The organism is Paenibacillus pabuli, assembly GCF_039831995.1.
GTDB lineage: Bacteria > Bacillota > Bacilli > Paenibacillales > Paenibacillaceae > Paenibacillus > Paenibacillus pabuli_C.
In genome coordinates, this window is sequence record NZ_JBDOIO010000003.1 from 394,881 (window position 1) to 410,295 (window position 15,415).

Annotated in this window: 13 protein-coding genes; 10 read left to right on the forward strand and 3 right to left on the reverse strand. The window is 49.6% G+C overall.

From position 1 onward, the window contains the following. The first annotated feature begins 197 nt into the window (after positions 1–197). Positions 198–653, forward strand: a complete 456-nt coding sequence (locus tag ABGV42_RS04095) for a DinB family protein (protein ID WP_347380496.1) — start codon at positions 198–200, stop codon at positions 651–653. 251 nt (positions 654–904) lie between these two features. On the opposite strand, the gene ABGV42_RS04100 is transcribed toward ABGV42_RS04095, so the two are convergent. Together ABGV42_RS04100 and ABGV42_RS04105 are read right to left on the reverse strand one after the other, a co-directional pair. After that, positions 905–2,185, reverse strand: coding sequence for a glycoside hydrolase family 125 protein (locus ABGV42_RS04100; RefSeq protein ID WP_347380497.1), 1,281 nt, complete (start codon positions 2,183–2,185; stop codon positions 905–907). Between the two features lie 13 nt (positions 2,186–2,198). Beyond that, complete coding sequence (locus ABGV42_RS04105; RefSeq protein WP_347380498.1) at positions 2,199–2,423, reverse strand: hypothetical protein; 225 nt, start codon at positions 2,421–2,423, stop codon at positions 2,199–2,201. A gap of 358 nt (positions 2,424–2,781) precedes the next feature. On the opposite strand from ABGV42_RS04105, the gene ABGV42_RS04110 reads away from it, so the two are divergent. The 4 genes from ABGV42_RS04110 to ABGV42_RS04125 all read left to right on the forward strand — a co-directional run bounded on the left by ABGV42_RS04110 (position 2,782) and on the right by ABGV42_RS04125 (position 7,673). Beyond that, positions 2,782–3,732: an ABC transporter permease gene (locus tag ABGV42_RS04110; RefSeq protein ID WP_347380499.1), complete on the forward strand. Its 951-nt coding sequence runs from the start codon at positions 2,782–2,784 to the stop codon at positions 3,730–3,732. Positions 3,733–3,748: 16 nt separating this feature from the next. Next, positions 3,749–4,660 carry a carbohydrate ABC transporter permease gene (locus tag ABGV42_RS04115; RefSeq protein WP_347380500.1) on the forward strand — a complete coding sequence of 304 codons (912 nt, stop codon included), beginning with the start codon at positions 3,749–3,751 and terminating at the stop codon, positions 4,658–4,660. A 37-nt stretch (positions 4,661–4,697) separates the two neighbouring features. After that, entirely contained in the window at positions 4,698–6,308 is a 1,611-nt protein-coding gene (locus tag ABGV42_RS04120; protein ID WP_347380501.1) for an extracellular solute-binding protein, read from the forward strand. 348 nt (positions 6,309–6,656) lie between these two features. Beyond that, positions 6,657–7,673 (forward strand): glycosidase, encoded by a 1,017-nt coding sequence (locus ABGV42_RS04125; protein ID WP_347380502.1) that lies wholly within the window; start codon positions 6,657–6,659, stop codon positions 7,671–7,673. Positions 7,674–7,892: 219 nt separating this feature from the next. Here the strand turns inward: ABGV42_RS04125 and ABGV42_RS04130 are convergent, their stop codons facing one another. Beyond that, the gene (locus ABGV42_RS04130) at positions 7,893–10,229 is read right to left on the reverse strand and encodes a helix-turn-helix domain-containing protein (RefSeq protein ID WP_347380503.1); all 2,337 of its coding nucleotides are present in this window, start codon (positions 10,227–10,229) and stop codon (positions 7,893–7,895) included. A 228-nt stretch (positions 10,230–10,457) separates the two neighbouring features. On the opposite strand from ABGV42_RS04130, the gene ABGV42_RS04135 reads away from it, so the two are divergent. Genes ABGV42_RS04135 through ABGV42_RS04155 form a run of 5 tightly spaced genes read left to right on the forward strand, consistent with a single transcriptional unit; the run spans position 10,458 to position 15,136 of the window. After that, positions 10,458–11,558 (forward strand): amidohydrolase/deacetylase family metallohydrolase, encoded by a 1,101-nt coding sequence (locus tag ABGV42_RS04135; protein ID WP_347380504.1) that lies wholly within the window; start codon positions 10,458–10,460, stop codon positions 11,556–11,558. Beyond that, positions 11,536–12,645, forward strand: coding sequence for a DgaE family pyridoxal phosphate-dependent ammonia lyase (locus ABGV42_RS04140; protein ID WP_347380505.1), 1,110 nt, complete (start codon positions 11,536–11,538; stop codon positions 12,643–12,645). The genes ABGV42_RS04135 and ABGV42_RS04140 overlap by 23 nt, the downstream gene beginning before the upstream one ends. Beyond that, positions 12,642–13,397, forward strand: a complete 756-nt coding sequence (dagF, locus tag ABGV42_RS04145; RefSeq protein WP_347380506.1) for a 2-dehydro-3-deoxy-phosphogluconate aldolase — start codon at positions 12,642–12,644, stop codon at positions 13,395–13,397. Before ABGV42_RS04140 ends, dagF begins: the two co-directional genes overlap by 4 nt. Continuing rightward, complete coding sequence (locus ABGV42_RS04150; protein ID WP_347380507.1) at positions 13,390–14,403, forward strand: sugar kinase; 1,014 nt, start codon at positions 13,390–13,392, stop codon at positions 14,401–14,403. The genes dagF and ABGV42_RS04150 overlap by 8 nt, the downstream gene beginning before the upstream one ends. 10 nt (positions 14,404–14,413) lie before the next feature. Further along, positions 14,414–15,136 (forward strand): GntR family transcriptional regulator, encoded by a 723-nt coding sequence (locus ABGV42_RS04155; protein ID WP_347380508.1) that lies wholly within the window; start codon positions 14,414–14,416, stop codon positions 15,134–15,136. The last annotated feature ends 279 nt before the right edge of the window (positions 15,137–15,415 follow it).

The following is a 15,415-nucleotide window of genomic DNA, read 5'->3' on the forward strand; positions in this document are numbered from 1 at the left end:
AGTCAATAGTTGATAAGTCAAATACAATTGAAAGCTAAGTTGTTTTCAACTATTTTTTTCGTGTTAAAATATTACAATAATGATTTGAGATTTTATATTGTTAAGTTGCATAATGAAGAGAATAGGCGGTTGTCGAATCTAGTTGATTAGAATTCAACGGGTGAAAATAAGCACTGAGAAGAGAGAGGGAAATCGAAATGAAAACAATCAAGCGCATGATGGAGCATCTGTATTGGGCGGACGAACGCATCTTGGATGCGCTTCAGGAGAGCGAGATGAAGAACAAGGAACTGTTGAAGTTGGTTAGGCATGTCGCGGTGGCTGAACGGGTCTGGTTGTCCCGATTGCAGGGCAAAGGCAGCGCGCAATATTCGTTGTGGGAGGAGGCGGAAGATCTCACGGTGATCCGGACCATGTTCGAAGAAAACGCCGAGCAGTATCGGGTCTATATTAAAGGGCTTGATGAATCCCTGTTGGACGAAATGATCGATTATGCGAACCAAAGCGGGGTTCCGTTCCAAACGTCCGTCCGAGATATCCTGTCACAGGTCATTTTACATGGGCAGTATCACCGAGGACAGATCAACCGTGCACTTCGAATCGAATCGGCAGAGCCTGTCCAAATCGATTACATCACGTTTGCAAGGCTTTAACGGGGCTAATAAGCACTATTACATCAAATGAGATTGGCTTTGAATAACGGGGAATGACAGTTGATAGCTGAACTATTTGAAAAAATAGCAAGGAGCTTCTGCTGCTAGCTCCTTGCTTAGATATTCGATCATTACTCCTGAATCGACTGAGCCCTTCTTCTATTTTAAGGGGCGCAGCGGTTTTTTTAGTTGCAGTACAATATTTTCTTTGCGGTAGTGTTTTTTTGAGGGTTCGGATCAGCAGGCAGGGCTTAAACAATTCCCTTGTCCATTGCTTTGCTGATCAGCGTAGCAAACAGGCTGTTGGACCAGGCGAACCACTCGCGTGAAAAATCGGAGGGGTCATCCGGGTGGAACCCTTCATGCATATATCCGGTATCTGCATCGGTCCGGACCAGCATATCAATTAATCCTTTGATTTCCTCATCGTTATCTGCTGTCAGCGCCTGCATGGATAGTGCCATATGCCACACATAACCACCTGGCGTATGCGGACTGCCGATGCCTTTGGCATGTTTACCCTCGAAGTAGAAGGGGTTGTCGAAACTGAGGGCAAATCGGCGGGTGTTCTGATAGATTTCATCCTCCACACCCACATAACCAATATAAGGAATGGATATCAATCCCGGTGTACCAGCATCATCCATCAGTGAATAATTACCATATCCATCCGTTTCATAGGCGTAGATTCTGCCGTATTTCGGGTGATTCACAATTCCATACGTCCGGATGCCGAAGTCGATTTCCTTGCGCAGCTTCGCTGCCCGGGCCGCCAGTCTTTCGTCCTCATAGACGACGCTTGCAATCTCGCGGATATAGTCCAGAATCACCACAGCGAACATATTCGAGGGAATGTTGTAGCCGAACTGGCAGCTATCATCACTCGGGCGGAAGCCGGACCAGCTCATACCGGTGTAGTTGACAGGCATGCCGCGTCCGTTATTGTACAAGGTCTCCGTGTCCTGAAGCGTCTGCCGGATGAAATGGTAGGGCGATTTCTCCCCGTGGTACTGCTCCGTTTCGATAACGTTCACGATGGAGCTCAGCGCTCGGTAGCATTCGGTATCGAAAATATCCGTTTGTTCCGCTTCCTTCCAGTACATGTACGCCAGCTGTACAACGAAGCACAGAGAATCCAGCTCGTATTTGCGCTCCCACATCCATGGGTTTAGATTGCAGTCATCCGTAGCCCGGTAATGCTTGTCGCTTGCCGTTTCGTTGAAGGCGTTAGTATATGGATCAATGTTGACATAGAACATCTGCCTTGCAATTAAACCGCGGAGAATTCGCTGCAGCTCGGGATCGTTTTTGGCAAAAGGAATATAATGACGCACCTGCTCCGTGGAATCGCGCAGCCACATGGCCGGGATATCCCCGGTGAATACGAAGGTGGTACCGTCTTCAAGCAGCTTCGTTGTTGTCTCTAGCGTGTTCGGAAAACAGTTGCGGAACAGCTTTTGCAATTTTGGATGATGGGCAAGCCGTTCGTCGGCCTCTTTCAAATACGCGGTAATGGAAGATGGCAGGTTCATAGTCAAACTCCTCCTATATTGTTAAAGTTGGGTTGTACCGATTGCAGGGCATAGGTGACAATTTGGGCCTTGCCGACGGAGCTGCGGAGAATTCCTTCATCTGATATTCGTCCTTTTCCAGGATCTCCAGAAGTTCGTTCATCAGCTTCGCCAGCAGAACATGATGACGCCCGTATGGCATATACCATTCCCGGTCCCAGAGAGTGTGGGAGATTAGGTGGGCAGTTGTACGGGTCAAGACAGAAACCTCCTAATATCATCAGTCAATGATTCAGTCTTGGCATTCGTAGCAAATATTTGCATACCTGCCCGGCGATCACAATATGTAACTTTTGCAGGGAGAAGAGAGGTTCATAATTCACATATTATAGACATGCTCCATCGGTTGGCATTTGCATTACGGCAAGCTGAAAAGTACCGCAGCAGCGCGGATTTACACTCTCTCTAACATGACAATGCACAACCTACATATTTACTGTGTCAGGTAAGTTTCACTACACTTTGAATTGTAAGCGCTAGCATGAAAGGGAACAGCCAGAATGCGAAGTGAGACATGAATTTATGTAACGAAAACTACCATAGAGAGGAGTGGGGGAATGAAGGGGAGTTATACTGCAGTATCCGTAAATCCTTCATGGAAGAACAAATCCCTTGGCAAAAGAATCTGGAAAAATTGGGAGCTCTATTTGTTCATGCTTCCTGCGCTGTTGTATTTCCTCGTTTTTCATTACGGTCCGATGTACGGCATTCAGATTGCTTTTAAGAATTTCGTACCTTCGAAAGGAATTACCGGCAGCGAATGGGTCGGCTTCGACCATTTTGAACGATTCTTCAATTCCTATTTTTTCTGGGATCTGCTCTGGAACACGTTCAGCATCAGTTTCTATGAACTTGCGATCGGGTTTCCGCTTCCAATTATTCTGGCGCTAGCCTTTAATGAGGTACGCAACGGTCCGTTCAAGAAGTCGGTTCAGACGGTAACTTATGCGCCGCATTTCATCTCTGTTGTTGTTATGGCAGGCATGATCATTACCTTTTTGTCGCCTTCCAGTGGAATGATTGTCCGGTTCATCGAGTTTCTGGGCTTTCAACCAGCACAGTTTCTAACGGATCCGGCCTGGTTTAAGACAATCTATGTTTTCTCGGGCGTTTGGCAGAGCACCGGGTGGGGAACCATCATTTATCTCGCGGCTCTGTCCGGTGTAGATCCCCAGCTGCATGAAGCGGCCATTATGGATGGAGCAAGCCGGATTAAACGGATGCTGCATATCAATCTGCCGACGATTGTGCCCACCATTACAATCATGCTGATCTTAAATATGGGGAATATACTGGGCCTGGGCTTCGAGAAGATTCTGCTGCTGCAGAATTCACTCAATATGGAAGCTTCCGATGTGATCTCCACCTATGTATACCGCGCCGGCCTGGTGGACGCCCAGTATAGCTTCTCAACGGCTGTGGGATTGTTTAACTCGGTAATCAACGTTATTCTGCTTATTACTGTCAATCAGATCGCCAAACGTACCAGTGAGAACAGCCTCTGGTAGAAAGGAGTTGAAGTCTTTGGTTACTGCCATGAAAGAATCCAAGGGAGACAAGCTGTTTGTAATCAGCACCTATATTTATTTGGTACTTTCACTGCTGGTTGTTCTATATCCGCTGATCTACATCCTCAGTGCTTCAATCAGTTCGCCGCAGGACGTCAATTCGGGAGCCATGTGGCTGTTCCCGAAAAATGTGACACTGGATGGTTACAAGCTTGTTTTCGAGAACCCGAAGATATGGAATGGTTATTTGAACACGATTATTTATACGGTGGTAGGAACTCTGGTTAATCTCGCCGTTACCCTGCCGGCCGCGTATGCGCTGAGCAGATCCGATTTTGTCGGGCGTCAGCTGTTCATGGGTCTCATTCTGTTCACGATGTTCTTCAGCGGCGGACTTGTGCCGACATATCTACTGGTCAAGAATCTCGGACTCATCAACAGCATGTGGGCATTGATTCTGCCGGTGGCCGCTTCAGTCTGGAATATTGTCGTGGCCCGCACTTTTTTTCAGACGACCATCCCAAAAGAACTGCAGGAAGCGGCTCACATTGATGGCTGTACGAATCTGAAGCTGTTCATCCGCATTATTCTGCCGCTGTCGGCACCCATTATAGCCGTTATGGCCTTATTCTATGGAGTTGGCCACTGGAACAGCTATTTCCCGTCCTTGATTTATTTGAATGATGAAGCCAAATATCCGCTGCAAATGGTTCTGCGCCAGATCCTTGTCCTTCAGGAAATGTCGGCCGAAACCACGGGCGCTTCAATCAATAGCGAGGTGGCAACCGCCATGAATAATAAGGCGGAAACGGCATCGCTCATCAAATATGGAGTCATTGTCGTCTCCACACTGCCCATCGTGGCAGTCTATCCTTTCCTGCAGCGTTACTTTGTCCAAGGGGTCATGATTGGCTCTGTTAAAGGCTGAACGATTAGAATGTGTATATAACAAGGAGGAATCATTCATGCGGACCACACGCAAACCATGGAAGCTTCTGTTGTCTTCGGCTCTAGTTGTTGCACTGCTCGCAGGCTGCAGCAGTTCAAACGAAGGAGCAGCAAATAACAGTACCGGAGAGGTCACTGTGAATAAAGAGGGTTTCCCCATTGTCGATGAATCCCTAACCCTCACGCTTATGGCGCCGGATGTAGGAATCCAGAACTGGGAGAATATGAAGGTACTCCAGCAAATGCAGGAGAAGACGGGGATTACGCTGGAATACAGGAATGCACCGAAGGACAGCTTCGAGACCAAGAAGAATCTGGTGCTCGCCAGCGGGGATTATCCGGATATTCTCTATGCTGCCGGTCTGACGACTGCAGAGCAGATGAATTACGGAGAACAGGGTATCCTCGTTCCTCTGGAGGATCTGATCGAAGAATACGCTCCGAATTTCAAGGCCTTGCTGGAGGAGAATCCGGATGTCCGCAAATCAATCACAGCACCGGACGGTCATATCTATTCTTTGCCGGTAGTAGAACTTAGTCAGCACTGGTACCGCAATCCGATGTGGTATAACGGGGACTTCCTAAAGGCGCTGAATATCGACAAGCTTCCTGAAACGACAGAGGAGCTGTATACCTACCTGAAGCGTGTGAAGGAGGAAGATCCGAACGGCAATGGCATAGCCGATGAAATTCCCATTTCCTCGGTGACAACACCCGCTGCGAACCTCCGGGATATCCGTACCTGGCTGCTAGGCGCCTTCGGTATTTATGAAGAAGAGGTATACGTGGACGATGCGGATAAGGTGCATTATACACCGCTTGAAGAAGGCTACAAGGAATATTTGACCTATATGAACCGCCTATGGTCCGAAGACCTGCTGGATCATGAGAGCTTCTCGCAGACAGCAGAGCAAAAGAAGGCCAAAGCACAGAACAACCAAGTCGCCCTCTTCTCCGACTGGCATGCCTACATGTCCAAGGGCGGAGAGCCTTCGACGGAAGATCCGATGTTTGCACCTGTTCGCAGCGAATCGGTTGATGCTCCGGCGATTGCGAAGAACAGAGGAATAACAACGGGTGCCTTTGCCATCACGGAGAGCAATCCGGCGCCGGAAGCCTCGATGCGCTGGGTGGATTATCTCTATTCTTATGAAGGTGCCATGTTCTTCAATAAAGGGCCGGAGGGCATCCTCTGGGAATACACCGACAAAGAGAACCGGGTCAAGAAGTACTTGCCTGTACCGGACGGTAAGGAAATGGAAGATTATCGAGCCACTCTGACGCCAAACTACGGCATTCCTGCTCCGACCCTGTCCATGGATGATATTAGCAAAGGGCTGAAGACAGACTTTGATCTCTGGGTAGAACAGGAAACCCAGCAGAAGCTTCTCGATCAAGGCGCACGGATTCCGTTCCCTACGCTGTTCCTCACCGTGGAAGAGCAGACTGAAATCAGCAACCTGAATTCGGATTTGAGCACATATGTGAAACAGATGGAAGCAAAGTTCATCACCGGTGCAGAGCCGCTAACCGGTTGGGACAATTATGTGGCTACCGTCAAGAAAATGGGCGGAGAGCGTGTGGCTGAAATCAACCAGGCTGCGTATGACCGTTGGAAGTCCAACTAAACTTGCCTCTAAGCAGAAAGGTACTGTAAGACATGATTTATAGGGACAAAATACGCGCTGTAGCAGATCGAGTATAGGACCTGCTGCAGCGCATGACCCTTGGAGAGAAAAGCTGGACAATTCGTACAGCCTTTCGGCTGGCAGTACTATGAGAAGCACCCAGATGGAGTGCTGGGCAGCAATTACTGGTTCATCCCGCTGCCACCCGCTGGGCTGATTTGTCCGAAGGTGCTTGAGAGTGACATTTTCTGTGAAGACTTCCGGAGACGCGGTTGCGCTTTATTTGAAACCTTATGAGGTCCAGACGATCAAACTATACCATGAACATGAATGCCAGGAGGAAAAGACATGCAAATTACGAGACATCCGAATAATCCTATTGTTGTCCCGGGCGGCTATGAATGGCGCAAAGTTACGGTCTTCAACCCGGCGGTCATAATGGATAACGGCAAATTTTATATGATTGAGCGCACCGCAGGTTCCCTGACTCCATGCAAGAACTATTTGGGATTGCTGGAGAGCGAAGACGGCGTAAACTTTACCCATGTGAAGGATGAGCCCATTGTGACGCCTGATATGCTGGGATTCCCGTACGGCAGTGTGCAGGACCCGCGGATAGTCAAAATCGACGGGACCTTCTATCTGAACTATGCCCTACGTCCTTGTGCTATGAGTTATTACCCTACCGGTGCAGGTGTTCCCCTGCGCTCTATCCCGGAATATCCGGAGGGATGGGGAGAAGAGGAGGGGCATTGGCTGACCCGGTCCTCCATTTTGAAATCGAATAATCTCCTGGATTGGGAGTTTGTGGCGGACACGACCCCTCTTGATATTAATGACCGGGACAATATTCTGTTCCCCGAAAAAATAGGCGGCAAATTCGTGCTGCTGCGCCGCCCCGAGGAATATGTGGGAGAAGCCTACGGGACGGAGAAGGCGGCCATGTGGATTACCTACTCCGAGGATCTGATGAACTGGGAAGAGCCCAAGCTGCTCGCCACCGCCGAAAACCTGTCATGGGAATCGCGGAAGATCGGAGGCTCTACGCCTCCAATCCGTACCGACAAGGGCTGGCTGGTGCTCTATCACGGCGTTGATGAAGATATTGTCTACCGTGTTGGAGCGATGCTGCTGGATTTGGAGCAGCCTGAGAAGATCATTGCACGGACCCATGATTTCATTATGGAGCCGGAGACGTACTACGAGAAATTTGGATTCCAGATTCCGAATGTCGTCTTCCCGACCGGAAATGTAGTGAAAGACGGACTACTCTATATCTATTACGGGGTAACGGATACAGCGATTGCGCTCGCCACAGTTCCTCTGGATGAGTTGGTAGAGCATATCCTTCAGGAAGCGCAGTAGAAAATAACCCTTAACGTGAAGCTTGATCATCAAAATATACGAATAACTATGGTTCGATAGCATATAATTCTGACGATTTCACGCTGAGACGATACCGACCTACAATAGGACAGTACAACAGGTCCCACTTGGTTTGTGATTTAGGTGCTTGGCAGGGCAGGGACAACAAAACATATAAATTTATCTTCCATTCCAGCAAGAACGGGAGAAAGACCGGGATTAAACCGGTCTTTTCGCAACAGCGCCCTTCAAAGCATGTTCCTTACGGTACTGTCCTGGTGTCAGACCGATTTCCTTTTTGAACTTGCGGATGAAATTCGGCGTATCCAAATAACCGACCTGCTCAATAATTTCTTTGAGCGGTGCGCTAGTATTCTCCAGCAGCCGGATAACTTCATCCACACGCCTTTGCCAGATATATTGTGAGAAATTGCTGCCAGTCTTCTCTTTGAAGCTCCGGCTTAAATAAGAGGTTGAAATGGCAAACTTAAGTGCCACATGCTCCAGGCTGAGTGTGTAATCTGCGAACTGCTCGTCCACGTAAGCCAGAATGTCATCCATTAATGAAGATTCGCTTGTCTCTGTATTCCGCTCGACCTGCGCGCAAATGTCAGCGGCCAGAGAGAGCAGGCGGCTCTCCAGTTCTTCAAGCGTTTCGAAGGAGGTCAATTCCGGCATATTGGCGAAGACACTGTCCATACCAAGTTCGGAGGCGGTGCGCAGAAAAGCGTTCAGCAGATCGAAGCAGATGCAGCGCAGCAGATGAATCTGCAGTGGCTCGTCTTTGATCATATCGATGGTATCAGCAATCATCTGGACGGCTACCGATTCGTTGCCCTGCTTCAGGCTCTGCTCCAGCTTCAGCATGGATTTGCGTGGAATCCAGAAACTCTCGGTTGCGGAAGGGTTCAGCTCTGCAAGCTGCTCGAAGTAGGTTACCTGTCCGCTGCGCCGGATCATTCGGTGCTCCAGTGCTGCTGCAGCTTCGATAAACGATTGGTTAAGACGGGTCAGGTCCGTGTAGGCCATACCGACACCGATGCTTAAAGACAGCTGTGAGTGCTCGCGGATGATCGCTTGAATTCCTTCAATAACCTGTTCCATTTGGTTCTGAACCGGCATGTCTGCACCGCCCGGAAGTGAAATGATCAGGGCAAACTGGTCCTTAACCGAGAACTCCACACCAAAGATCTGTGCACCAGGGCCGGGCAAACATACATTGCTGAGTATTCCCTGCAGCAGATGACGTTCCTGCCAGGAGTTGCCGCCTGGCTGGGTGTCATCCCAGGACAGAATAGCCGAGAAATAGAGGCCTTCTCCCTGAGGATGCCTGAAGCCGGTGCTGAAGATCATCTGCTCAATCTCTGGATCATCCGGCTTGCCGTGCTTGAGCAGCAGCAGCATACACTGATTGCGGACGAAGGGCTCCTGTAGATCAATTTTGGCACTGTAATCGTGGAGAGTCTGGCGGATCCATTCCCACTCATTGCGAAGCTTGGGAGCATCATTGCCGCTGCCTTTCAGCTTGGCAAATTCCATCAGATCCCTGATCGGATGGTACTGCCGTTTGGCCAGCAGTAGTGCGGCAGCAATGCCGGTAATGACCGTGATACCGAAGACGATCAGTATCAGGGTCTGGACATGGGCGACACGACTGAAGAACTGGAAGCTTGGCATCGTGGTTACATAGGTCCAGCCATTCTCTTCCGATTGTACAGAAACGACAGAGTGTTGTTCCCCGTCCAGCTGTAGATTATGAATACCAGGTTGAAGTCCGGATAATTTCTTAAGCTCGTCCTGAGGTAGGGTGACGCCATGGCTGTTCGCGGTTAATACCTCTCCGGTGGGACCGAAAATATAGGTGCTCCCCGTGAAGTCACTCAAAATCGAATCCATGACCCCGGTTAGCTTGGATTCTTTCATTAAATACACGACGGTTCCGTATGGAAAGGGGTCATTCGGTTTAATGGGTACGAGCATGACGAGCATCGGATCCGTACGGGAATTGATCGTCACATTCTCAGCGGGACGCACCAGAGGCTGCCGAGTATCATTCAAGTCCTGTCGCAATACATCCGGGGTCCAGCGCTCGAATTGATAGAGCGTATCAAACGTGACATGAAGATCAGCGAGACCACGGTGAGAATAGATGTTGGAATCGTTGTGGAAGTAGAGAAGCAGATCCTCTGCTATGTTGCTGCTGGCTTTGTAATTCGCCAGTGCCTGAACCGCCTCCATGCTGTAGTAGGGATGCCGTACCATGTAGGGGGTTAAATGCTTGTCATAAGCGATTCTCCCTGCAATTTCCTGAAGCTCATTCATACGGGTATCTATGGTGTTCTTCACCTGGTTCAGCTGATTGACATTGGATTGTTCAATTTCAACACGAAGGCCATTGACAGCGTTTTCATATACAAAAATAGTTACACCTGTCAGAGGGATAAGAAATATGAGGATGTAGGAAAACGCATATTTCAGCAGAAGTCTTGATTTGAAATGATTCCAGCTGAGCCTGAATCTGTTGAGCAAGGATGGCTTGAGTGCCGGATTAGCCATGAAGCTGTCCCTCCAATTTTTAAAAAGTTCGGATTCGTAATCTTGGGCTTATAAATGACTGTTCTGTTCTGAATTATACTTAAGTTAGCATAAACATTATAACATTATAATCTTTGGAATAAAGTAGCTCATTAGGTTTATTTTTAATAGATGGATGTACAGGTTTCATGAAATAAATCATATGTGAATTTTGCCTGTATACCTGGGTCGAAGAAGGAGATGGGTTGATTGGGCACAGAGCATGTGCTGCGCAATTTGCAGCTTGTTGACGGGCGGATCATAGATATTGCCATTCGGGACGGGATCATCACTGCCATTACACCGCCAGGCCAGGCTGAAGGAGAGAACGGTCAAGACTGTTTGGGATTATATGTGTCCAGCGGATGGATTGATCTGCATGTGCATGCTGTTCCGGAGCTTGATCCCTATGGCGATGACATCGACGAAATTGGTGTGAAGCAAGGGGTAACGACACTCGTGGATGCCGGAAGCTGCGGTGCAGACCGGATTGGGGCTTTGTATACCGCCAGCCTGAAGGCGGAGACGCAGGTGTTTGCTATGTTGAATATTTCCAGGATCGGCCTTGAACGGACAGATGAACTGTCACAGCTGGAATGGATAGACCTGGCCAAGGCCCAGGCAGCGGCAGCGGCTTATCCTGATTTCATCGTAGGCCTGAAAGCACGCATAAGCAGAAGCGTCGTCAAAGACAGCGGCATACAGCCTCTTAAGCTGGCACGCGTATTGTCGAAAGAAACGAAGCTGCCGCTCATGGTGCATATCGGTTCCGCTCCACCCGCAATCTCTGAAGTGTTGGGGCTATTACAGCCGGGCGATGTAATCACCCATTATCTAAATGGCAAGTCGAACAATCTGTTCCATGCGGACGGCACACCCCTGCAGGGACTGCTTGATGCAGCAGCCCGGGGAGTTCATCTGGATGTGGGACATGGCACAGCGAGCTTCTCGTTCCGGATTGCAGAACAGGCCAAGGCAGCAGGCATTGAACTGAATACGATCAGCACGGATATTTACCGGAGCAACCGGTTGAACGGGCCGGTGTACAGTATGTCAAATGTACTGACCAAATTTCTGGTTCTTGGCTACAGTCTGGAAGAGGTCATTCGCGCGGTTACAATCAACGCAGCAGAGTGGCTCGGCAAGCCGGAGCTCGGACAGATTAGGGTGGGACAGCGGGCAAACCTGACTTTGTTTGCCCTGGAAGCGGGTGAAAAACACCTTAAGGATTCGGAAGGCGATGTCCGGGTCGCGCAACACTATATTAAGGTTAAAGGAGTATATGCTAATGGATCACTCATTACAAGCTAGATATGGACTGAAGCGTGTTATAAATGCCAGCGGTAGAATGAGCATTCTTGGCGTTTCCGCACCAACGGATTCGGTCATGGAGGCAATGAAACAAGGCGGACAGAAATACGTGGAAATTGCGGATCTTGTAGACAAATCGGGAGAATATATTGCACGCCTGCTTGGTTCGGAAGGGGCGGTTGTTGTGAACTCGGCATCCAGCGGCATAGCCCTGTCGGTGGCTGCCATGGTGACCGCCGGAGATCCGCGGCTCAGTCTTCGCCTGCATCAAGAGCCGGTATTGAAGAATGAAATTATTATGCTAAAAGGTCACAATGTGCAGTATGGAGCACCTATTGAAACCATGGTATTCCTTGGCGGCGGCCGGGTTGTGGAAGTTGGATACGCCAATGAAGGTCGTCAGGAGCATATTGAACAGGCCATCGGTGAATATACTGCGGCCATTCTCTATGTCAAATCCCATCACGCCGTCCAGAAGAACATGATCTCTGTGGAAGAGGCCTGGGCGGTTGCGCAGCGCAGCGGAGTCCCGCTAATTGTTGACGCGGCTGCAGAAGAGGATCTGCTTAAATATGTCCAATATTCGGATCTGGCGATTTACAGCGGATCCAAAGCAATTGAAGGTCCTACTTCCGGGATTGTTGCCGGTAAAAAGAAATACACCGAGTGGTTAAAGATCCAGCTGCACGGGATCGGCCGGAGCATGAAGGTCGGCAAAGAGACTACCTTCGGGCTGCTTCAGGCGCTGGAGGAATACCAGGATAAAGCCGATAACAGCGAACAGGAAAAGCAGACCCTTGACACTCTTCAGCTGTTGGCCGAGCTTCCTGGGGTTTCAGTCCGTATCGTGCAGGATGAAGCGGGCAGAGCGATTTTCCGTGGACGCATCCAGATTGATTCCGCTGTTGCAGGGTTGGATGCGAGGGATGTGAATGACCAGCTGCGTGAAGGCGAGGTTGCGGTATATACCCGGGACTATGGCGTAAACCAGGGTTATTTCGATATTGATCCAAGGTCGCTGCAAGGTGATGATCTTCAGGTCATCGTCAGCAGAATACATGAAATCGTGGGGGGAACACCAGAATGACGAATATTCAGCAGTGTCTGTATAAGAACAGGGCAGCACTTAATGTACTGGCTGGCAGTATCGGGAACGCTAAGGAAGTATACGAAGCTGCGGAAGGATATGTACTGGTAGGTGTGCTCTCCAAAAATTATGCTTCGGCGGAGGAAGCGGTAGCCGCTATGACTGAATATGGTCAGGCTATTCAAGATGCTGTATCCATAGGGCTCGGGGCCGGTGACAACCGCCAGGCAGCAGTTGTGGCGGAGATTGCCGCAAGTTATCCGGGAAGCCATATCAACCAGGTATTTCCGGCGGTGGGGGCAACCCGCGTCAATCTGGGAGCCAAGGACAGCTGGATTAACAGCCTGGTCTCTCCATGCGGGGAGCCAGGCTATGTAAATATATCGACCGGCCCCGTCAGTTCAGGGACGACTCCGCATGCTATTGTTCCCGTTCATGCCGCCATTGCACTGGTGCGTGACATGGGCGGCAATGCGCTCAAATATTATCCGATGCAGGGGCTGAAGCTGGAGGAGGAGTACCGTGCGGTTGCCAAGGCCTGCGGAGAAGCTGGATTTGCTCTGGAGCCTACGGGCGGAATCGATCTGGATAACTTCGGAGCCATACTGGAGATTGCACTTCAGGCAGGCGTGCCACAGGTTATCCCACATGTTTATTCCTCTATTTTCGAGCCAGAGACGGGGAGTACGAATGTGCAGGATGTTCGCAGACTGCTCGATATGATGAAATCGCTGGTGGACCAGTATGCCTAGGATTGCTGCTTTTGGTGAAGTGATGATGCGTCTGCAGGTTCCGGGCTACGAAACGTTGGTCCAGAGCAGCAGGCTGGAGTATTCTTTCTCCGGGAGCGGGGTGAATGTAACGGCAGCACTGGCCAAATACGGCCATACCGGTGTTCTTATAACCACCTTGCCGGAAACCTCGGTGGGCGAAGCAGCTATCGCTTATCTGCGCAAGCTTGGAGTGGACACTTCACTAATCAGCCGTGGCGGCAAGCAGTTGGGGATGTACTTTCTGGAAAATGGCTTTGGAGCCCGGCCCGGCAGAGTCACTTACACCGACCGGCTGGGCAGCAGTTTCAATACCGCAGAGGCGAGCAACTATGATATGGAAGCTCTTGCCTCCAAGGTCGACGTTCTTCATTTGTGCGGCATTACGCTGGCTATGAATGAAGGCGTGCGCCAGCAAATGAAACGGCTTGCTGTGGAAGTGAAGGGTGCGGGGGGCAAGGTTGTTTTTGATTGCAATTACCGTCCTGCGTTATGGGGAACAGATGGCTATATTAAGGCCCGTCCGCACTATGAAGAACTGCTCGAGCTTGCGGACCTGGTATTGATGAATGAGAAGGATGCGCGGTTTATTCTTGGCATTGGAACCGGAGATTATGATAGAATAACACAGTTGAAACAAGCGATTCCCGAAGTTGTCGAACGCTTCGGAATCGGAACGGTAGCGGGAACCCACCGTGAGATTAACGCAGACAACACGCATTCCCTAACAGGATATATCTATCATCAAGCTACGTTCGTGTTTTCCCCCAAGCTGACCTTCCCGGTGTATGACCGGATCGGAGCCGGCGATGTGTTTGCCAGTGCCATGATCCACGGGGAATTGCAGCAATACCCGCAGCAGCAGACGGTTAATATGGCAGCGGCGGCAGCGATGCTGGCCCATACTACTCAAGGCGATACAGCGCTTTTTAGCGAGAGTGAGGTGCTCCGGGCGCTGTCAGACCATACCTTAGATCTTGAAAGGTAGTGAACAGCGAGTGTCCCTGAAGCGCAAGCAAGGTCCTTTATATCAGCAAATCCAAAAAATTCTCAAAGACCGGATACTCCATGGCGTTTATCCTCTCGGAAGCATCATTCCCTCCGAGCCGCAGCTGGAGAAGGAATTTGGCGTCAGTAAAATGACGGTCCGCGGTGCGGTTCAGGAGCTGTCCCAAGAAGGCTATGTGCAGAAGAAAAGCGGAATTGGCACGATTGTGATGCGCAATACTTCTCATCAGAAGCTCTCTAAGGGGAAACGGTTTACGGAGCTGCTCGTAGAAGAGGGCCATAAGCTGGAAAAGAGAGTACTGAATTCCCGGTTAGTCACCAATGATGCCGGAACGGAGGAATATGGCCGCTACGGGCCGTATTGCCAGCGGATTGAAAGACTCTACATTCTGAACGGACAGCCTTATATTCATCTGATACACTTCTTGGCTGCAGCTGCTCTGCCTGGTGGAGGTACGCAAGAAATGGATACAGACATACAGTCGCTGTATGACTCACTGGAGGAGAACGACATTATGCTGGAGAACTTCAGGGACCGTTTCTTTGTAGAACCGGCACCTCCCGAGGTATGCCAGCTGCTGGAGATCCCACCGGGGATGCATGTGCTTAAGCGCCTGCGTAACTCCTTCGACGGGGAAGGAAGACTAATTGAGCACAGTATCGGCTGCTATAACACAGAGCTTCATCATTACCTGGTCAGTTACGACACTTGAGGTTGGGTTAGGAACAGGGTGTATATATGAAGAAATCAAAGGTATATAGTATTAGCTAGCTAATACTGTCGAGGGAGAACAGTATGATCCCATTAAAGTCGCTCAATAGCGGCTTTTATTTTTTGTATAGAGGAATATTTTCTTCATTTTGTAGATATTCAATTGGGAACTAAATGCTAAATGATTTAACGAATAGGAAACATCAGTGAAAAAGAATGAAGCAGATTCGAGAATTTTTATGTTATTTTAAGGTATTATTTTCCGAATACATTATATTTA